The sequence below is a fragment of the Streptomyces sp. NPDC050508 genome, from assembly GCF_040655155.1.
In the GTDB taxonomy this organism is placed as follows: domain Bacteria; phylum Actinomycetota; class Actinomycetes; order Streptomycetales; family Streptomycetaceae; genus Streptomyces.
Genome location: NZ_JBFAJJ010000001.1, coordinates 250,196 through 269,107, shown reverse-complemented (window position 1 = coordinate 269,107; position 18,912 = coordinate 250,196). Strand labels below are relative to the sequence as shown.

Below are 18,912 nucleotides of genomic sequence, written 5' to 3'. Positions count from 1 at the left end.
GAGGATGGGGGCATGTCCCGCACCTCACGCCTCGTCGCCCACAGTGACATCGCCACCTCCCTCGCCCTGCTCTCCGACCACGAACTCGCCGAACTGGTTGAGACCGGCACGCCGTTGGGATCCAGCGTCGGCGGTCGCTCCGTGCTGATCGAGGTGGACGGGAGAAAGGTGTTCGTGAAGCGGATGCCGCTCACCGATGTGGAGCGGCGACCGGAGAACGTGCGATCCACGGCCAACGTGTTCGGGGCGCCGGCCTACTGCCACTACGGCATCGGTGCCGTCCCCAACGCCGGTTTCAGCGTCTGGCGCGACCTGGCCGTCCACGAGATGACGACCAACTGGGTGCTCTCCGGCCGCTTTCCGGGCTTTCCGCTGCTGCACCACTGGCGCGTACTGCCCGACCCGGAACAGTCACTGCCCGACGAACTCGCCGACGTGGAGCGGAACGTGGCCTACTGGGGCACCGGCCGTGAGCACATCGAGGCCCTGCGCACGGCATCCGCGAGTCTCACGCTGTTCATGGAACTTCTGCCGCACACCCTCCACGACTGGTTCTCCGCCCAACTGCGCACCGACGACGCCGACACCGCCTGCGCCCTGGTGGAACGGGGCCTCGAAACCGTCACCGGCTTCCTCCGCGAGCACCAACTCACGCACTTCGACGTCCACTTCAGGAACATCCTCACCGACGGACAGCAGCTCTTCCTCGCCGACTACGGCCTCGCCCTCTCCCCGCGTTTCCAACTCGCCGCGGACGAACAGGACTTCTACAACCGTCACCGGCACTACGACCGCGCCTACGCCTTCTCCTACCTGGTGCACTGGCTCGTCGTGGACCAGTACGGCTACGGCAGGGACGAGCGCGAGGACTTCATCCGGGCGTGCGTCGACGGCAAGCGGCCCGAGGGCATCCCCGGGGCAGCCGCGGAACTCATCTCCCGGTACGCCCAACTCGGCGCGACGGTGGGCGACTTCAACCGCCGTCTGTGCGACGAAAGCAGACTGACCCCATACCCGTCCGCCGAGCAACTCGGCCTCGACTACAGCAACTCCACGCTCTCCGCGTAGTGACAGGCGACCGGATTGCCACCACCCCGGTCCACCAGCGCCGGTATCTCCTCAACGCACGACGTCCGTTCGCTGTCGGTGAGTTGGTTCGCGAACTTGGGGCAGCGGGTGCGGAAGCGGCAGCCGCTGGGCGGGCGGACCGGGCTCGGGACGTCGCCCTGGATGGTGATCCGTTTCCGGGCGCGTTCCTTGCGCGGGTCGGGCAGCGGGATGGCCGAGACCAGGGCCTGCGTGTACGGGTGGGCCGGGCGGGCGAACAGCTGTCGGGCCGGGGCGATTTCGACCAGCCGCCCCAGGTACATGACGGCCACCCGGCCGGCCACGTGTCGCATCACCGACAGGTCGTGGGCCACGAACAGGAAGGACAGGCTCAGTTCGCTCTGCAGGTCCATCAGCAGGTTGAGGACGCCCGCCTGGATCGACACGTCGAGGGCCGACACCGGCTCGTCGAGGATGATCACCTTCGGGTGCAGGGCCAACGCCCGTGCGATACCGATGCGTTGGCGCTGGCCGCCGGAGAACTCGTGGGCGAAGCGGTTGCCGTGCTCGGGGTTGAGTCCGACCAGACGCAGGAGTTCGCTCACCTCGCCGCCGGCCCCGGGCCCGTACCGGCCGTGGATGCGCAGGGGTTCGGCGACGATCTCGTGGACGGTCATCCGCGGGTCGAGGGAGGCGTAAGGGTCCTGGAATACGATCTGCAACTCCCGCCGCAGGGGCCGCATCTGACGTCTGCTCAGCTGGGTGAGCTCGTGCTCCCGGTAGCGGACCTGGCCCGAGGTGGCCCGTTCCAGGCCGAGGACGGTGCGGGAAATCGTCGTCTTGCCCGAGCCCGACTCGCCCACCAGGCCCAGGGTTTCGTTCTCGTGGAGGTCGAACGAGACCCCGCACACGGCGTGCACATCGCCCACGCGGCGCCGGATGACGCCCTTGGACATCACCGGGAAGTGCTTGACCAAGTCCCGTACCTGGAGGACCGGTTCGCCGGTGCCGCCGTGGCCGGGCAGCGGCGGCAGGGGGGTGACGGCCTGCGCGGGCGCGGTCATACGGCGTCCTCCTCGGGGTTCGTGGCGGGGGCCGCGTCGGCGAAGCGGGCCAGGGCCTCGGTGTCCGCGCCGACGGCGTCGAAGACCTGGTCGGCACCGGTGTCGACGAGTTCGTCCGCGAAGTGGCAGGCGCTGAGGTGAAGGTCGCCTCCGGCCCTGCGCAGGGCCGGTTCGTCCGTGTCGCAGACGTCCCGGCGCATCGGGCAGCGGGGGGCGAAGGGGCAGCCCGGTGGCAGGTTGAGCAGGCTCGGCGGTGATCCGGTGATGGGGGTGAGACGTGCCTCCTCCCGGTCCAGGCGGGGCAGGGAGCCGAGCAGGCCCAGGGTGTAGGGCATGCGCGGGGTGTAGAAGATGTCCTCGACGGAGCCGGTCTCCACTATCCGGCCCGCGTACATGACCGCGACCCGGTCGGTGTGGCCGGCCACCACCCCCAGGTCGTGGGTGATGAGGACGAGCGCCGCGCCCGTCTCGGCGCGGGCGGTCTCCAGGGCTTCCAGGATCTGGGCCTGCACGGTGACGTCGAGGGCGGTGGTCGGCTCGTCGGCGATGATCACGTCCGGGTCGTTGGCCATCGCGATGGCGATGACGACGCGCTGGCGCATGCCGCCCGACATCTCGTGCGGGTAGCTGTCGACGCGCCGTTCGGGGCTGGGGATGCCGACCGTGCCGAGGAGTTCGATCGCGCGTTTGCGGGCGTCTTTGTGCTTCATCTCGGGGTTGTGGCGGAGCAGAGTCTCGCTGATCTGGTAGCCCACGTCGTAGACGGGGTTGAGGGAGGTCATCGGGTCCTGGAAGATCATCGCGATGCCGCTGCCGCGCAGGTCGGACAGGCGCGCGTCGGACAGTCCGAGCAGTTCCGTGCCCTCGAAGCGGACCGAGCCGCGCACCCGGGCACCGCTCGGCAGCAGCCCCATCACGGCGAGGGCGGTCACGGACTTCCCGGACCCGGACTCGCCGACGATGCCGAGCGATTCCCCGCGGTCGAGCCGGTAGCCGACGCCGCGGACGGCCCGTACCGTCCCGTCCTCCGTGCCGAACTCCACGCTGAGGTCCTCGACTTCGAGCACCGCGGACGTGACGGGGACCTCGCGCACTCCATGACTCGTGGTCGTCACTGTCGCACCCTTTGCTGCCGGGGGTCGAAGGCGTCGCGCAGTCCGTCGCCGATGAAGTTGATGGTCAGCGCGATGGCGATGATGAACGCGCCGGGTATGTAGAAGAGCCAGGGCCGGGTGTCGACCGCCGTCTGGGCCTGGGAGACCAGCAACCCCAGGGAGGTGTCGGGGGGTTGGACGCCGAAGCCGAGGAAGGACAGCGCGGTCTCGGTGAGGATGCCGGTCGCCACCAGGATCGTCGCGTTGACGATGATCGGGCCGAGGGCGTTGGGCAGCAGATGCCGGAAGATGATCCGCGCGTCCGAGGCACCGAGCGCCCGCGCCGCCTCGATGAACTCCTTCTCGCGCAGCGCCAGTACGGACGAGCGCACGACCCGGGACACGTACGCCCAGGTCAGTCCGGCGATCACGATCGCGATCCAGTACCAGGAGCCGCCGGTGCGGGAGGAGATGACCAGGGCGATGGCGAACAGGGGCAGCGTCAGCACCAGATCGGCGATGCGCATCATGATCGCGTCGACGACACCCCGGTAGAAGCCGGCGATGGCTCCCCAGATCGCACCGACCAGCGTGGAGCCGAGCGCGATCATGATGGCGATCTTGAGTGAAGTCTGGGTGCCACGCATGACCTGTGCGTAGGCGTCGTATCCCGAGGAGTTGGTGCCGAAGGGGTGCTTCCAGGACGGCGGTTTGGAGTTGTCCTCGGTGTACTTCTCGTACGAGTAGTGCCACAGGTGCGGGCCGATGAACGCCCACAGCAGGATCAGCACGAACACGACCAGGCTGACCATCGCGGCCCGGTGGCGCACGAAACGGCGCAGCACCAACTGGGTCTGGCTGCGCTGCCGTACGGTGAACTCGGGGTCGCCGGGCGGCAGTTGTGTGCCCGCGGACCCCGGTGCCTCGATGTCAGTCATAGCGGATCCTCGGGTCGAGTACGGCGTAGAGCAGATCGGCGATGAGGTTGAAGCCGATGACGACGACGGCGGAGAGGAGGAGCCAGGCCATGGTGCGGTAGACGTCGAGGGTGGTCGCCGCCTGGACCAGCATCTCGCCCATGCCGTGCCACTGGAAGATCGTCTCCGTGATCACCGCGCCACCCAGGATGATCGCGATGTCGAGCGCGGTGACGGTGGCAAGCGGGATGAGGGCGGTGCGCAGGGCGTGCCGCGTCATGACCCGGCCGCGGCGCAGTCCCTTGGCGCGGGCGAGCCGTACGTAGTCGCTGTTGAGGACCTCCAGCATGGAGGCGCGGGTGTAGCGGGTCCAGGACGCGAAGGAGACCAGGGCGAGGGTGATGGTGGGCAGGATGAGGTGGCCCACGTGGTCGGTGAACTGGTTCCAGGTGGTGTCGACTTCGAGGTACGGCGACTTCTCGCCGATGGTGCCGAGGAACTGGCTGCCGGTCTTCTCGTTGAACCAGATCCCGGCCTGCTTGAGCAGCACCGCGAACCAGAACACCGGCATGGCGAGGAACAGGAAGCCGAAGAAGGTGATGGTGTAGTCGGCGGCGGAGTACTGGCGGATGGCGCTGAACACGCCGAACACCACGGCCAGGATCAGCGCGAGGATCATCGCGGCGGCGACCAGGGTGATGGTCACCTTGAACCGGGTGAACAGGTCGTGCCCGATGTTCAGGTTGGCCTGCACGGACGGGCCGAAGTCACCGTGCAGGACGCCGGTGATCCAGTTCCAATAGCGTTCCATGACAGGCTGGTTGGCGTGGATGTGCCGGGCGAAGGCGGTCACCGCCGCCTTGCTGGGCACGGGTTGCCGTGAGGTGGCGAAGTTGGCCACCGGGTCGCCCGAGTTGATGACGACCAGGAACACGATGAACGTCGAGATGATCAGGACGGGTATGGAGACGAGGATGCGGCGCACGGTGTAGGCGAGCATGCGGTCTTCTCTCGGAGGCCGGCGGGTCGGGGATGCCGTCCGTGGTCGGGGCCCGGCCCCGGTGTCTCCGGGGCCGGGCTCGACGGGCGTGCCGGTGGAACTGCTTCCTCGGGCGGTGGGGCTACTTCTTCAGGCCCCACTCGCCGGTGTTGTAGGCGGGGCCCACGACCGACGAGTTGTTCCGCATGTTGACGAACCGCGTCTGCACGGCGAGGAACGTCGGCTTCTGGTAGAGCGGCAGGACGTAGGCGTCGTTCACCATGAGCTGGTCGGCCTGGTTGAGGAGCGCCGCGGCCTTCGTCGCGTCGGTCTCACCGATGGCCTGGGAGATCAGGGAGTCGGCCGTCTTGTTGCTGTACCCGCCGTAGTTGCCGCCACCGCCGGTGAACCAGTTCTGCTGGGCACCGCTGCTCGGGAACGGCGGTGCGACCCAGGCGAAGACGATGATGTCGTACTGGTGCCCGGCGAGGACCGTGCCGAGGTCGGCGGCGCCGATCGGCTTGATGGTGATCTTGATGCCGAGGCTCGCCAGGTTGCTCTGCAGGATCTGGCACTCGCTCTGCCGGATCTGGTTGCCGGTGGTGTAGCGGCAGTTGAAGGGTCCGACGGCTTTGCCGTCCGGCGTCTTCAACGCCGTACCCACACCGGTGAACTTGGCATCCGTGAGGTACTTCTTCGCCTTGGTCAGGTCACCCGACCCCTGGCCGGTACCGGTGACCACGTCCTTGTAACCGGCCTGCCCGGGAACGAAGTTGTGGTTGCCGAGCGGCTTCACGGCCGGATCGAACTGGCCGACCGTCTTGGCGATGATGTCCTTGATGTTGATCGCCGTGAACATCGCCTGGCGCAGCGCCAGATACTTGCCGATCACCGGGTCGTGCAGGTTGAGGTCGAAGTGCTCCCAGGTCAGCCCGCTGCCGATGTTGTAAGTGATGCCGGGAATGTCCTTGACCTGGTTGACGAGGTCCACCTCGGGCTGCGGATAGATGCCCTGGACCTCGTTGTTCTTCAGGGCCGTCGGCTCCTGGGTGGCGTCCGAGATCACCTTGAAGATCAGCCGCTGGAGGGTCGCCTTCTTCGTGCCGTACCACTTGGGGTCGGGCACATAGGTGGCGTGGTCGTTGTCGACCCACTGCTGCATCTTGTAGGCGCCCGCGGTCGGGTACTTGGTGGGCGGCGTCTTCAGGAAGTACTGCCAGGCCTGCGCCATCTGAGTGGCCGTCATGGCGGCGGCGTCACCGGCCTTGGCACCGGAGACCTTCTCGGCGGTGTGGGCCGGGTAGAGCGGATAACCCGAGCCGAACAGCGACTTCCAGTCGGAGTACGGCTTGGTCATCACCATGGTGAAGGTCTTGCCGCCGTCGGACGGGGTGAGGGACTTGATCCGGTCGTAGCCCGCGGTGCTCTGCGGCAGACAGCCGTGGGTCTGCGTGGAGTCGCTGGCGGGCGGCGGCGGGCAGTCCTTGCCGTTGTTGGTGCGCCAGTAGTAGATGAAGTCGTCGGCGGTGATGGGCGTGCCGTCGTTCCACGCCGCCTTCGGATTGATCTTGTAGACGATGGTCTGCGGGCTGACGCTGGTCTGCGTCGCCGAGGTCACCAGGTTGGTGTTGAGGGCGACGGTGAAGTCGGGCTGGGGTACGAACACCTGCGGCAGGACGACCTCCAGGGCCTCCCCGTTCTCGAAGGTGTTGCCGTTGACGTCCTGGACGTTCCACTGCTGGATGTTCTTCTCCAGCACATAGGTGAACGTTCCGCCGGACTTGGTGGCGGCCGAGTTGCAGGTGTTGGCCTTGCCCACGGTGTTGCAGGACGTGAGTCCGGCCGAGCTGCCCTTGTTGGAGCCGCCGCCCCCGCCGCCGCTGCTGCAGGCGGAGAGCACCAGGGTGAGCCCGGCGGCGAGGGTGAGGGCCCGGGTGAGGGCCGAGGATGGCGCGCGCATGTTCCTCTCCTTCGACCGGCGAAAGGTCCGGTCCCGTCAAGGCGGCCGGCGGCCGCGAGAGAACTGAGCTGCGCAAAGACGTTAGAGGTCCGATGTACCTTCTTCACGTTCTTGTTCATACCGGGAAGGCGACAATTCGCCCTCGCTTTGTTATCGGAATGACCCGCACCCCGCAAAATCGCCAGGTCGCGTCCCCGAAAAGGCAAAGTCCCCTCCAACATCGTTGATCAGACCGCAAATTGACGTGCCGTCAGCCAACCGGTACGCCCGCCTCCAGATACAGCGCGGCCCCGCGCTCGCGGGCCCGCAGCGCCCAGCGCAACCGCTCGTAGCGGACCGGCGGCAACAGGTCGGCGGCCTCCTGTTCGGTGGCGAAGCACCAGCCGCGCAACTCCGGTCCTGGCAGCAGCAGTCGATCGGCCTCGGCCGCCTCCAGCCGGCCCCCGTCGAAGAGGAGGCGCAGACCGCCGTAGCCGGGTGGCACGGGCGGTTCCCAGTCCACGACTAGCAGTCGGGGTACGTCGTCGAGGACGATGCCGGTCTCCTCGGTGACCTCGCGCATGCCGGCCCGGGCGGGTGCCTCGCCGGGTTCGACGACGCCGCCGGGGAACTCCCAGCCGGCCTTGTAGGTGGGGTCGACGAGCAGGACCCGGTCCTGCTCGTCGAAGAGCAGCACACCGGCCGCGAGGGTCTCGGAGGTGGGCTCCGGGGTCTGCACGATGTCGCAGACGGGCACGGTGCCGCTGCCGACGGCCTCGGCGATCCGGGCGGCCGTCTCGTACGGGGTGAGCGCGCTGGTGTCGACGAGGTGCGCGTCGGCGGTGAGCCAGGAGGCGAGCGCGGCGCGGTACGGCTCGATGTGGTCGTACGCCCACTGCCGCATCCGGATCTCGCCGTCGGGGAGGTCCGGTGGGACCTCCCGGCCTGCTATTCGCTCGCGCAGGATCGTTTCCGCCGGAGCCAGGAGGACATGCCGGACCGTGACCCGGCGGGCCGCGAGGCCGCCGAAGATCTCGTCGCGGTACTCCTGGCGCAGCAGGGTCATCGGGACGACGAGGGTCCCGCCGAGCTCCGCGAGCATGGCGGCGGCCGTGTCGATCACGAGCCGTCGCCAGATCGGCAGGTCCTGGAAGTCGCCGACCTCCGCGAGGTGCTTGGGCGGGAGCAGGTTCGGGAGTGCTCCGCCGATGATCTCGGGGTCGAAGAACGTGCTGTTCGGGATCAGGTCGATCAGTTCCCGTGCGGTGGTGGACTTTCCTGCACCGAACGCGCCGTTGATCCAGACGATCACGGACAGTTCCCCCTCTTCTATTGGCCCCCTGTGGCTTGCCCGTTCCACCCTGCCACGGAAACCAGCCCCAGGTGAGAGGGCACATACGACGGCGCCGGTGCCCCCTCCGACGAGGCACCGGCGCCGCACGCTTCCGACGGGTATCAGCTGTTCTGTCCCAGGGCACCCTCGTCGACGGCGAAGCTGCCGTCGCTGACGAGGTGATCCATGGCGCCCACGGTGTCCTTGACGTTCAGATCACCGAGTACGTCGTGGTCGTGGGAGTGCGACGGAGTGATCGCGGCGACGACGAAACCGGTGGCGAGGGAGGCGATGGCCAGCATGCTGCGCTTCTTCATGCCCCGTTCAACTGACGAAGCGCGCCGGGGTCACGCCCGAACGGCCCGCGGGGTGGAAGCCGCCCCGTCCCGCGCCCGTCGCAGGAGGTCCACGGCCGCCTCGGGCCACTGCGGATGGTCGAAGGTGAACCCTTCCGCCAGCAGCCGTCCCGGGACGACCCGTCGGCTCTTCAGCAGGAGTTCGGTGTCCGAGCGCAGCGCGAACGCGCCCAGCTCCGCCATCCACTTCGTGGCGGGCAGACCCACCGGGACACCCCGGGCGGCGCGCAGGACGCGCATGAAGGCGCGCTGCGGCAGCGGAACGGGGGCGGCGAGGTTCACCGGCCCGGCGATGTCGTCCCGGTCGAGCAGGAACTCGACCGCGCGGACGAAGTCCTCGTCGTGGATCCAGGAGACGTACTGGGCGCCGCCCGCGACCGGACCGCCGAGGCCCAGCCGGGCCAGCCCGAGCAGGACGTCGAAGACGCCGCCGCGGTCGGGGCTCATCACCATGGCGGCACGCAGCGCCACCTTGCGGGTGCGCGGGGTCTCGGCGCGCTCCTGCGCGCGCTCCCAGGCCTTGGCGATCTCGACGCTGTACGACCAGTAGTCGGGTACGTCGGGTTCGGCGCCGCCGAGCACGCCGGTGGCCTCGTCGTTGGGGGCGTCGTAGCGGTGGGCGTAGACGGTGGCGGTGCTCATCTGCAGCCAGACGCGCGGTGGACTCGCCGCGGCGGCGACGGCCTCGCCGACGACCCGGGTGGAGTGCACGCGCGAGTCCATCATGGCCTTCAGGTTGGCGGGGGTGTAGCGGCAACTGACGCTGCGGCCCGCCAGGTTGAGCACGGCGTCGCTGCCGTCGATCTCGCGGGCCCAGGAGCCCAGGTGCTCGCCGTCCCACCACACCTCGCGGTCGCGTGTCGGCCGCCTGGTCAGGATGACGACCTCGTGACCGGCCGCGCTCAGGGCGCGGTCCAGGACCGCGCCCACCTGTCCGGTACCACCGGGAATGACGATCTTCACCGGGCTCCCCCTTCTGTTCGGAGTGAGCCTAACGCAGAAAGTTGAACGTGTTCAAAACCCATTCAGCGAAATATCGAACAACCAATACGCAACCCTTCCAACAGAGTCCGACACGTCCTAACGTAATCGCGCACATGACATGCACAGGAAGTGATCCCATCTTTCGCGAGTCCGGAGGAACGTAACGATGCGTCAACCTCACACCCGCACGACCCGCCGAAGAGTGGTCGGAGTGCTCGCCGCAGGGCTGTTGTGCACGGCGGGTCTCGCCGCGCCCGCCGTCGCCGCCCCCGCGCAGACCCCCGCCTCCCCCGCCCTGGCCGACGGCCAGGCGCTCACCCCGCCCATGGGCTTCAACAACTGGAACTCGACCAACTGCCGTGCCGAGTTCAACGAGTCCATGGTCGAGGGAATCGCGGACATCTTCGTCAACAAGGGCCTCAAGGCGGCCGGTTACCAGTACGTCAACCTCGACGACTGCTGGGCCCTGCCGTCCCGCGACGCCGACGGCAAGCTCGTCCCCGACCCGGTCCGCTTCCCGCACGGGATCAAGGCCGTCGCGGACTACGTGCACTCCAAGGGGCTCAAGCTCGGCATCTACACCAGCGCCGGCACGAAGACGTGCAACGACGCCGGATTCCCGGGTGGCCTGGGCCACGAGTACAGCGACGCACAGCAGTTCGCCGACTGGGGCGTGGACTATCTCAAGTACGACAACTGCAACAACCAAGGCGTGGACGCCAAGTTGCGCTACAACACCATGCGCGACGCGCTGAAGGCGACCGGCCGGCCCATTGTCTTCAGCATCTGCGAGTGGGGCGAGAACAAGCCCTGGGAGTGGGCCTCGGACGTCGGACATCTGTGGCGCACGACCGGTGACATCAGCGACAACTGGGGCTCGATGCTGTCGATCCTCAAGCAGAACCTGCCGCTCGCGCAGTACGCAGGACCCGGGCACTGGAACGACCCCGACATGCTGGAGGTCGGCAACGGCGGCATGACGGACACCGAGTACCGCTCGCACTTCTCCATGTGGTCGATCATGGCCGCACCGCTCCTCATCGGTTCGGACCTGCGCACCGCGACCCCCGCGACCTTCGACATCCTCGACAACAAGGAGGTCATCGCGGTCGACCAGGACCCGCTGGGCAAGCAGGGAAACGTTGTCACGTCCGAGGGCGGACGCTGGGTCGTCGCCAAGGAGATGCAGGACGGCAGCCGTACGGTCGCGCTGTTCAACGAATCTGCCGGTGCCCAGCGCATCGCCACCACCGCGGCAGCCGTCGGCCTCCCCGGCGCCCGCGCCTACACCCTGCGCGATCTGTGGCAGCACAAGAGCTACAACACCGCGGGCGCGATCTCCGCGACCGTCCCGGCCCACGGCACGGTCCTCGTACGGGTCTCCGCCGACCGGAACTGGGTGAAGAACCCGCCCGCCGTCGAACTCGGCCTGGACAGCGACCCGTTGGTCCAAGCAGCGACCCCGACCCCGCTCACGACGACGGTCACCGACCTGGGCCGCACGACCGCCGAGCAGGTCTCCGTGAGCCTGACCGGGCCCGCGGGCTGGAAGGTGCGGGCCAAGTCGTCGACGACCGCGAAGGCCGTACGGACGGGCCGGGCGCTGCGCACGAAGTGGACGGTCACCGCTCCCGCGGGGACGCCGACGGGGCCGTACGACCTGACGCTCAAGGCGAGTTACCGCTCGCCGAGCGGTACGCGCGTCACCGACACCCTGCCGTTCACCGCGTCCGTGGTGGTCGCTCCCCCTGCGGGGACCTCTTACCTCGGTGACCTTCCCTGGATGTCAACGGCCAATGGATGGGGGCCCGTTGAGCGCAACACCAGCAACGGGGAGAGTGCCGCGGGGGACGGCCATCCGATCACCCTCGGCGGAGTGGTGTACGCCAAGGGACTCGGTGTGCACGCCGAGAGCGAGGTCGACTACTACGCCGGGAAGGCGTGCGAGAAGGTCACCGCGGACGTCGGTGTGGACGACGAGAAGGGCGCCAACGGGACCGTCGCCTTCGAGATCTGGGCGGACGGCACGAAGGTCGCCTCGACCGGCGTCCTCACCAACGCGATGCCCGCCCAGCCGATCACGGCGGACGTGACCGGCGCCCAGGTGGTCCGACTCGTCGTCACCGACGGCGGTGACGGGATCGACTCGGACCACGCGGACTGGGCGGACGCTCAACTCACGTGCTGAGCAACGCCGAACAAGGCGGAACCCACGTGCCGAACCGGTGCGTAGGCCGCTGAACGAACGTTTCGGCCGCTCGGTTGCTCACACCCCGGCCGAGGTCGTGCTCGCCTGCCCGGCGAGCGCGGCCGCGGCCGCTCCCACCAGCCCGGCGTCCGTGCCCATCTGAGCCGGCGTCACCTTCAGCCGCTGCACGAAGGACAGCGTCGCGTAGTCGCTCAGCGCCTTGCGCAGCGGCGTGAACAGCACGTCGCCCGCCTTGCCGACGCCCCCGCCGATCACGGCGATGTCGATCTCGACGAGGGTCGCGGTGGCCGCGATACCGGCGGCGAGGGCCTGCGCGGCCCGCTCGAAGGAGGCCACGGCGATCGGGTCACCGGCACGGGCGGCGGCGGCAACGGCCGCGGCCGAGGCGTCGCCGTCGGGGCCCGGCCGCCAGCCGCCCTCGACCGCCCGCCGGGCGATGTTGGGACCACTGGCGATCCGCTCGACGCAGCCGCGCGAACCACACGGACAGGCGTCGCCGTCCAGGTCCACGCTGATGTGGCCGATGTGGCCCGCGTTGCCGGTCGGCCCGGGATGCAACTGCCCGTTGAGGACGAGGCCGCCCCCGACTCCCGTGGAGACGACCATGCACAGCGCGTTGGCGTGCCCGCGCGCGGCGCCCTGCCAGTGCTCGGCCGCCGTGATCGCCACGCCGTCGCCGATCAGCTCGACGGGCAGGTCACCGGCCGCCGCACGCACCCGCTCGACCAGCGGAAAGTCGCGCCAGCCGGGCACGTTGACCGGGCTCACGGTGCCGGCGGAGGCGTCCACGGGACCCGCGCTGCCGATGCCGAGGGCGCTCGCGCGGGACCACGAGGACGATGCGGTGAGCTCCGCGAGCACCTCCTCCACGGCTCGCATCACGGTGTCGCCGTCGTCCTGCGAGGGCGTCGGGCGCTGTGCTCGCACCAGGATCTTGCCGTGGCCGTCCACCAGCGCCCCGGCGATCTTGGTGCCGCCGATGTCGAGCGCGGCCACGAGGTCGGTGTGCATCAGTGTCAGATCTCCCCGTCAAACATGAGAACCACCAGAAGGTGAGTTGGGCCGGTCTCGCGGTGGGGGCGCAGGCCGTTGATATCGGTGGACAGTCTCTCTCGCATATGACAACGTTGTCCAGGCTCTATGCTCGACGCCACATCCTCATACAAACCCATGGACCTATGCATCCCCCGTGGACGACAGGACAGGACAGCGCATCGTGCCAGAGACCGCCCGCCGCCCCGAGAACCGCTACGGCAACCGTCCGACCATGAAGGACGTCGCCGCCCGCGCCGGTGTCGGCCTGAAAACGGTGTCGCGTGTGGTCAACGGCGAGCCGGGCGTCACCCCGGACACCGAGCGCCGCGTCCAGGAGGCCATCGACGCCCTCGGCTTCCGCCGCAACGACAGCGCCCGCGTCCTGCGCAAGGGCCGCACGGCCAGCATCGGCCTCGTCCTGGAGGACCTCGCGGACCCGTTCTACGGCCCGCTCAGCCGCGCCGTCGAAGAGGTCGCCCGCGCCCATGGTGCCCTGCTCATCAACGGCTCCAGCGCCGAAGACCCGGACCGCGAGCAGGAGTTGGTGCTCGCGCTGTGCGCCCGGCGCGTGGACGGGCTGGTGGTGATCCCGGCCGGGGACGACCACCGCTACCTGGAGCCGGAGATCAAGGCGGGTGTGGCGACCGTGTTCGTGGACCGTCCGGCCGGGAAGATCGACGCGGATGTCGTCCTGTCCGACAGCTACGGCGGCGCACGCGACGGCGTCACCCACCTGATCTCCCACGGCCACCGCCGCATCGGCTTCATCGGCGACATGCCCCGCATCCACACGGCCGCCGAGCGACTGCGCGGGTACCGGGCCGCCATGGAGGACGCGGGCATAGCGGTCGAGGACGCCTGGATGTCCCTCGGTGTGACGGACCCCGTCCGGGTGCGCCGGGCGGCCGAGGAGATGCTGACCGGCCCCTCCCCCGTCACCGCGATCTTCGCCGGCAACAACCGTGTGACGGTCACCGTCGTCCGGGTCCTCGCCGAACAGTCCCGCCGGATCGCCCTCGTCGGCTTCGACGACTTCGAACTCGCCGACCTGCTCCAGCCGGGCGTGACCGTCGTCGCCCAGGACGCGGCGACCCTCGGCCGTACGGCCGCCGACCGTCTCTTCCGCCAGCTGGACGGCACGCTGATCGCTCCGGAGCGGATCGAGCTGCCGACCCGGTTGATCACCCGGGGCTCGGGCGAGCTGCCGCCGACGGACTGAGCGCCGCGTGAACGACCGGGTGGATGACCACGTGGACCGTACGCTGGAGGCACTGGGGCTGGCTCGGGCGCCGCGCGAGTATCCCCTCACCTACCCGGGTGCGTGGCCCTACACGTCCGGACTCCTCGTCGGAGACCGGCTGTTGCCCCTCGACGACCACGTCACGTACGAGAACCGCACCCCGGTACTCGCCATCGGCTCCAACGCCTGCCCCGGCCAACTGCGCCACAAGATGGCCGAGTTCGGGATCACGTCCCCCGTCCCGATGCTGAAGACACGCGTCACGGGTATCGATGTCGGCGTCTCCGCGCATGTGAGCCGCGTGGGGTACGTGTCGGCGTCCCCCGTCAAGGCACCGGGGGTCGTACGGGAGTTGTTCATGACGTGGTTCGACGCGCGACAGCTCGCGGTGGTGGACGCGAGCGAGGGGGCGTACGACCGGATGTGGTTGGTCGGGCCCGAGTTCCGTTTGGAGCCGGACTCCGGGACGTTGCTGCGAGGCGCGTACGTCTACGTCAACCGGCATGGCGTCCTGCACGACGGCACGGGCGTGCCGCGTCGACACCCGGGCGAGCGGGCGCTGCTCACCGAACTGCTGGGTAGCTCGGCGGCGTTGAGGGCGCTGTTCGGGCGAACACCGGAGGAGTTCTGCGAACGGGCGCGCGGGGACCGGGAGTTGTGCGAGCGGGGTACGAGGCTGTTCCGGGAGGAGGGGCTGGTGACGGCGTCGGGCCTGGAACGGTGAGCGACGATTGCGCGCGCCTCGTGCACGTCGTTGGCATTGCGTTCGTGAGGTCGCGTCGGCGGGGCCGAGGGGGAGCCCCGGCCGCCTCCATCGGCTCGTCGGTCTGCTGGAGCGCGATGTAGTCGGCTGTGCCCACGGTCACGGCGCTCAGCGCCTCGGACGGCTCACCACCGGGGGCGCAGAGGTCCGGCCGGCAAGTCGAAGCGCAGGGTCTGTCCGGTGCCCTGGACACCACGATGGTGCCCTGCTTCTGCCGATCCGCGTCTGCGGATGGGACGTTGTCCACCACCGTCACCTCGTGCGAGCGACTCCGGGAATTCCGACAGTTCCGGGAGAGAGACTTCAACAGACCGGGAGGCCCGGCACCGGCTCGTCGTTGTCCCCGCCCTTGAGGTAGACGTCGCTGACATAGACGTTGGTGTTGCCGCTGTCGTCGTCCGTCTTCGCCCACCAGGTGTTGGTCCACTGACCGTACGTCTCGCGGCGGCCCAGGTTCTCTTGGCAGAAGAAGTAGTTGGTACCCGCGCCGAGGACACCGACTTCGGTGCCGGACGCTGTGTAGGACTTGGCGCTGCGCCACACCTGGCAGTTGTACTTGCCGCCGCCGATGGACTGGCAGGCCGGTGCCGGGCTGGGCGAGCTGGAGCTGCCCGTCGAACCGCCGTTGCCCGAACCGCCGTTGGCGCCACCGGCCGTGCTGCCGCTCGTGGGCTTGGTCGGGGAAGAGGTGGAGCCCCGGTCCGAGGGCGTGGGTTCGCTGTTCCCGCCCGGCGTCCCGGCCGGGGCCGGAGTCTTCTCCTCGCCCTGGCCCGTGGGTTTGGGACCGTCCGAGTGACCGGCGTCGGTGCGCCCGGTGGGCGAGGAGACGGCACCGGCCGGAGCGGACGCCACCGAGGGCCGGGTGGCGGCCTCGTTGTCGTGCGCGTTGTGCAGGGCATAGGCGACTCCGGCGCCGACGAGGACGACGGCGCCGGCCACGGCGGCGATCAGGACGCGCGCCCTTCGGCGGGACGGAGTGGCGGGACCGGTAGGGGCGTACGTGTGCGGTACGGGTGCGAGAGGCGGGCCGAAGCCCTGGGGTACGGCTGGGGAAGGGGCCGTGGAACCAGGCCCCTGCGCGTCCGCCGCGGACCACGGCGCGGAGTTCGCTGCGTGCACGGCCGCCCTGGGCTGTCCTGGAGCTCCTGGCCCTTGCTCCCCCGCTGTCTCCGCCCGGTACGCCGACGCCCAAGGATTCCTCGGCGACCCAGGTGCCAGTACATCCTCCGGCCCGGGCCCGTCGGCAGAACCGCTCGTAGCCGCCCGCGCTCCCGACTGCTCGGACGGGCCGCCGCTGTCCGACGCCGCACCACCGAATCCCGGCTCGGCCGAATCGGAGGCCTTCCCCGGTCCGACGCCCTGTCCGTCCGGAGCTCCGGACGCTGCGGATGCGTAGCCCTTCCCGGCCGCGTCTACGGCCCCGGCGCTCTCCTCGGGTGCCGTCGGCTCAACGGCATCCGTACCCGGTTCCCCGGCCCGAGCGGGCTCCGAGGCCTCAAGTCCCGCTCCCCCAGCCTCCGTTGCCTCCTTCGACTCCGGAGCCTCGGCTCCCGTCGCCGCGCTTCCTCCGGGCGGCACCGCGGCAGCCCCGCCCTCCGCCACCCCGTGCGAACCACGCAACGCAGCCGTGGGCGTATCCGTCGCCGGCCCTCTCGCCACCGTCTCCAGCATCCCCCGCGCCCGCTCGGCGTCCGGGCGCAACTCCGGTCGCTTGTCCATCAGTTGGCGCAGGACAGGGCCGAGGAGACCGGCCCTGAGGGGTTCCGGCAGCGGCTCGGAGACGATCGCCGTGAGGGTGGAGTACGTGGACGTACGCCGGAACGGTGAGGCGCCCTCGACCGCCGCGTACAACGTCGCGCCCAGCGCCCAGACGTCGGAGGCCGGGCCGGGGTCGGCGCCCTGGGCGCGCTCAGGGGCCAAGTAGTCCAGGGAGCCGATGAGTTCGCCACTGCGCGTGAGGTGTGTGGCGGAGCCGTCGCCCGGGTCGTCCATGGTCGCTATGCCGAAGTCGGTGAGGACGACGCGGCCCGAACGGTCCAGCAGGATGTTGCCCGGCTTCACATCGCGGTGCAGGACACCGACGGCGTGCGCGGCGGCCAGCGCCTCCATCACTTTCGCGCCGATGCCGGCCGCCTCGCGGGGGCCGATGGGGCCGCGCTCCCCCAGTACGTCGTCCAGGGACGGGCCGTCGATCAACTCCATGACGATCAGCGGGCGTCCGTCGACCTCGGCGATGTCGTGCACGGCGACCACGCCGGGATGGCGGACCCGTGCCGCCGCCCGTGCCTCGCGCTGCATCCGCAGCCGCAGGTCGGCCAGTTCGGGCCCGTAGGAGTCGGTGAAGGTGCGCAGTTCCTTGACGGCGACCTCACGGCCGAGGACCTCGTCGACGGCCCGCCAGACGACGCCCATGCCGCCGCGCCCGAGTCGGGCCACGACGCGATAGCGCCCGGCCAGCAGTCGGCCGACCCCGTCCACGTGTCCGCTCTCCCCCGAAGGCACCGCCGCTCCGTCCCTGTGGCACATCCATGACCGCCGTACAGCCTACGGGGCGGCAGTGACAACAGAACCCGGCGCCAACACCTGTGACAGGTCCGCTACTTGGCGGACGCCGTCAGGTCGCCTCGCCGGGGCGACGCGAAGCCCTCCAGGTCCGTCCGGGTCAGCCCGGTCGCCCCGGCCACCTCGGCGAGGTCGAGCGCGCCGCAGTCCAGGCCGCGCAGCAGATAGCCGCTGAGGGCCTTGGCGGTCGCGGGCTCGTCCATGACGTCGCCGCCGGCGTGGTTGGCGTAGCGGGCGAGGCGGGCGGCGGCCTGCTCGAAGCCCTCGCGGTAGAAGGCGAAGACGGCCGCGTAACGGGTGGGGATGTGAGCGGGGTGCATGTCCCAGCCCTGGTAGTAGGCGCGGGCCAGGGCGCGTCGGGTGAGGCCGTAGTGGAGCCGCCAGGCGTCGTGCACCTTGGCCGTCGGGCCGACCGGCAGCACGTTGGTCGAACCGTCCGACACGCGTACGCCCGTCCCCGCCGCGGCGACCTGCATGATCGCCTTCGCGTGGTCGGCGGCCGGGTGGTCGCTGGCCTGGTAGGCGGCGGAGACGCCGAGGCAGGCGCTGTAGTCGAAGGTGCCGTAGTGCAGGCCGGTGGCGCGGCCCTCGGCGGCCTGGATCATGCGGGCGACGGTGGCGGTGCCGTCGGTGGCGAGGATGGACTGGCTGGTCTCGATCTGGATCTCGAAGCCGATCCGGCCCGGCTCCAGCCCGCGTGCTTTCTCGAAGGCCTCCAGGAGGCGCACCATCGCGGTGACCTGCTCGGCGTACGTGACCTTGGGCAGGGTCAGGACCAGGCCGTCCGGCAGTCCGCCGGCCTCCATGAGTCCGGTCAGGAAGATGTCGAGGGTGCGGATGCCCCGGTCGCGCACCGGCGCCTCCATGCACTTCATCCGGATGCCCATGTACGGCGCCGCCGTGCCCTTCTCGTACGCCTCGGCGATCAGCCGGGCCGCGCGGGCGGCGGCCTCGTCCTCCTCGGCGTCCGGGCGGGGGCCGTAGCCGTCCTCGAAGTCGACGCGCAGGTCCTCGATGGGCTCGCGTTCCAACTTGGCCCGCACGCGCGCGTGGACGGGCTCGGCGAGATCGTCGGAGAGGCCGAGGACGGCGGCGAAGGAGGCGGCGTCGGGGGCGTGCTCGTCGAGGGCGGCGAGGGCCCGGTCGCCCCAGGAGCGGATCGTGTCGGCGGCGAAGACGTCACCGGGGACGTAGACCGTGTGGACGGGCTGGCGGGTGCCGGGGTCGCCGGGGTAGCGGCGCTCCAGTTCGGCGTCGACCGGTGCCAGGGAGGCGCTGATCTCCTCGCTGACCGCGCCCGCGAGGCTCGTCGCCACCTTCTCCTGCTCGCCCTGACCCATCCCACAGCCTCCAGTTTTCCGCTCTACGGAATCAACAATCCGTAGAACGA

15 protein-coding genes are annotated in these 18,912 nt (G+C 69.8%); 4 read left to right on the top strand and 11 right to left on the bottom strand.

Features of this window, described 5'->3' with window-relative positions; translation table 11 throughout:
* Positions 1 to 12: 12 nt before the first annotated feature.
* A complete protein-coding gene (locus tag AB0I69_RS01235; protein WP_363093372.1) occupies positions 13 to 1,068 on the top strand; it encodes a protein kinase family protein in 1,056 nt (351 codons plus the stop codon).
* Here AB0I69_RS01235 and AB0I69_RS01230 read toward each other — a convergent pair.
* From AB0I69_RS01230 to AB0I69_RS01195, 8 genes are all read right to left on the bottom strand, one after another.
* Positions 1,041 to 2,111, bottom strand: coding sequence for an oligopeptide/dipeptide ABC transporter ATP-binding protein (locus AB0I69_RS01230; RefSeq protein ID WP_363093371.1), 1,071 nt, complete (start codon positions 2,109 to 2,111; stop codon positions 1,041 to 1,043). The two genes, AB0I69_RS01235 and AB0I69_RS01230, sit on opposite strands and share 28 nt — an antisense overlap.
* Positions 2,108 to 3,226: an ABC transporter ATP-binding protein gene (locus AB0I69_RS01225; protein ID WP_363093370.1), complete on the bottom strand. Its 1,119-nt coding sequence runs from the start codon at positions 3,224 to 3,226 to the stop codon at positions 2,108 to 2,110. The genes AB0I69_RS01230 and AB0I69_RS01225 overlap by 4 nt, the downstream gene beginning before the upstream one ends.
* Positions 3,223 to 4,143: an ABC transporter permease gene (locus AB0I69_RS01220; RefSeq protein ID WP_363093369.1), complete on the bottom strand. Its 921-nt coding sequence runs from the start codon at positions 4,141 to 4,143 to the stop codon at positions 3,223 to 3,225. The genes AB0I69_RS01225 and AB0I69_RS01220 overlap by 4 nt, the downstream gene beginning before the upstream one ends.
* On the bottom strand, positions 4,136 to 5,122 hold the full coding sequence (locus AB0I69_RS01215; RefSeq protein WP_363093368.1) for an ABC transporter permease: 987 nt from the start codon (positions 5,120 to 5,122) through the stop codon (positions 4,136 to 4,138). Before AB0I69_RS01215 ends, AB0I69_RS01220 begins: the two co-directional genes overlap by 8 nt.
* 121 nt (positions 5,123 to 5,243) lie before the next feature.
* Positions 5,244 to 7,061: an ABC transporter family substrate-binding protein gene (locus tag AB0I69_RS01210; RefSeq protein ID WP_363093367.1), complete on the bottom strand. Its 1,818-nt coding sequence runs from the start codon at positions 7,059 to 7,061 to the stop codon at positions 5,244 to 5,246.
* A gap of 250 nt (positions 7,062 to 7,311) precedes the next feature.
* On the bottom strand, positions 7,312 to 8,352 hold the full coding sequence (locus AB0I69_RS01205; RefSeq protein WP_363093366.1) for an NUDIX domain-containing protein: 1,041 nt from the start codon (positions 8,350 to 8,352) through the stop codon (positions 7,312 to 7,314).
* A 143-nt stretch (positions 8,353 to 8,495) separates the two neighbouring features.
* Complete coding sequence (locus tag AB0I69_RS01200) at positions 8,496 to 8,690, bottom strand: hypothetical protein (RefSeq protein WP_363093365.1); 195 nt, start codon at positions 8,688 to 8,690, stop codon at positions 8,496 to 8,498.
* A 30-nt stretch (positions 8,691 to 8,720) separates the two neighbouring features.
* Entirely contained in the window at positions 8,721 to 9,692 is a 972-nt protein-coding gene (locus AB0I69_RS01195) for a TIGR01777 family oxidoreductase (protein ID WP_363093364.1), read from the bottom strand.
* A 187-nt stretch (positions 9,693 to 9,879) separates the two neighbouring features.
* Here AB0I69_RS01195 and AB0I69_RS01190 point away from each other — a divergent pair, with 187 nt between their 5' ends.
* The gene (locus tag AB0I69_RS01190; protein WP_363093363.1) at positions 9,880 to 11,901 is read left to right on the top strand and encodes an NPCBM/NEW2 domain-containing protein; all 2,022 of its coding nucleotides are present in this window, start codon (positions 9,880 to 9,882) and stop codon (positions 11,899 to 11,901) included.
* 78 nt (positions 11,902 to 11,979) lie between these two features.
* Here AB0I69_RS01190 and AB0I69_RS01185 read toward each other — a convergent pair whose 3' ends face one another.
* Positions 11,980 to 12,933 carry an ROK family protein gene (locus AB0I69_RS01185; RefSeq protein WP_363093362.1) on the bottom strand — a complete coding sequence of 318 codons (954 nt, stop codon included), beginning with the start codon at positions 12,931 to 12,933 and terminating at the stop codon, positions 11,980 to 11,982.
* A 178-nt stretch (positions 12,934 to 13,111) separates the two neighbouring features.
* Between AB0I69_RS01185 and AB0I69_RS01180 the strand changes: the two genes are divergently transcribed.
* Positions 13,112 to 14,176, top strand: coding sequence for a LacI family DNA-binding transcriptional regulator (locus AB0I69_RS01180; protein WP_363093361.1), 1,065 nt, complete (start codon positions 13,112 to 13,114; stop codon positions 14,174 to 14,176).
* 31 nt (positions 14,177 to 14,207) lie between these two features.
* The gene (locus AB0I69_RS01175) at positions 14,208 to 14,921 is read left to right on the top strand and encodes a hypothetical protein (protein ID WP_363093360.1); all 714 of its coding nucleotides are present in this window, start codon (positions 14,208 to 14,210) and stop codon (positions 14,919 to 14,921) included.
* Positions 14,922 to 15,263: 342 nt separating this feature from the next.
* On the opposite strand, the gene AB0I69_RS01170 is transcribed toward AB0I69_RS01175, so the two are convergent.
* A complete protein-coding gene (locus AB0I69_RS01170) occupies positions 15,264 to 17,462 on the bottom strand; it encodes a protein kinase (protein ID WP_363093359.1) in 2,199 nt (732 codons plus the stop codon).
* A 95-nt stretch (positions 17,463 to 17,557) separates the two neighbouring features.
* Positions 17,558 to 18,862: an aldolase/citrate lyase family protein gene (locus tag AB0I69_RS01165; RefSeq protein WP_363093358.1), complete on the bottom strand. Its 1,305-nt coding sequence runs from the start codon at positions 18,860 to 18,862 to the stop codon at positions 17,558 to 17,560.
* Positions 18,863 to 18,912 lie beyond the last annotated feature (50 nt).

Coding starts and splice junctions, on each gene's coding strand:
- AB0I69_RS01235 (WP_363093372.1), top strand. CDS start 13: ATGTCCCGCACCTCACGCCTCGTCGCCCACAGTGACATCGCCACCTCC.
- AB0I69_RS01230 (WP_363093371.1), bottom strand. CDS start 2,111: ATGACCGCGCCCGCGCAGGCCGTCACCCCCCTGCCGCCGCTGCCCGGC.
- AB0I69_RS01220 (WP_363093369.1), bottom strand. CDS start 4,143: ATGACTGACATCGAGGCACCGGGGTCCGCGGGCACACAACTGCCGCCC.
- AB0I69_RS01215 (WP_363093368.1), bottom strand. CDS start 5,122: ATGCTCGCCTACACCGTGCGCCGCATCCTCGTCTCCATACCCGTCCTG.
- AB0I69_RS01210 (WP_363093367.1), bottom strand. CDS start 7,061: ATGCGCGCGCCATCCTCGGCCCTCACCCGGGCCCTCACCCTCGCCGCC.
- AB0I69_RS01200 (WP_363093365.1), bottom strand. CDS start 8,690: ATGAAGAAGCGCAGCATGCTGGCCATCGCCTCCCTCGCCACCGGTTTC.
- AB0I69_RS01190 (WP_363093363.1), top strand. CDS start 9,880: ATGCGTCAACCTCACACCCGCACGACCCGCCGAAGAGTGGTCGGAGTG.
- AB0I69_RS01185 (WP_363093362.1), bottom strand. CDS start 12,933: ATGCACACCGACCTCGTGGCCGCGCTCGACATCGGCGGCACCAAGATC.
- AB0I69_RS01165 (WP_363093358.1), bottom strand. CDS start 18,862: ATGGGTCAGGGCGAGCAGGAGAAGGTGGCGACGAGCCTCGCGGGCGCG.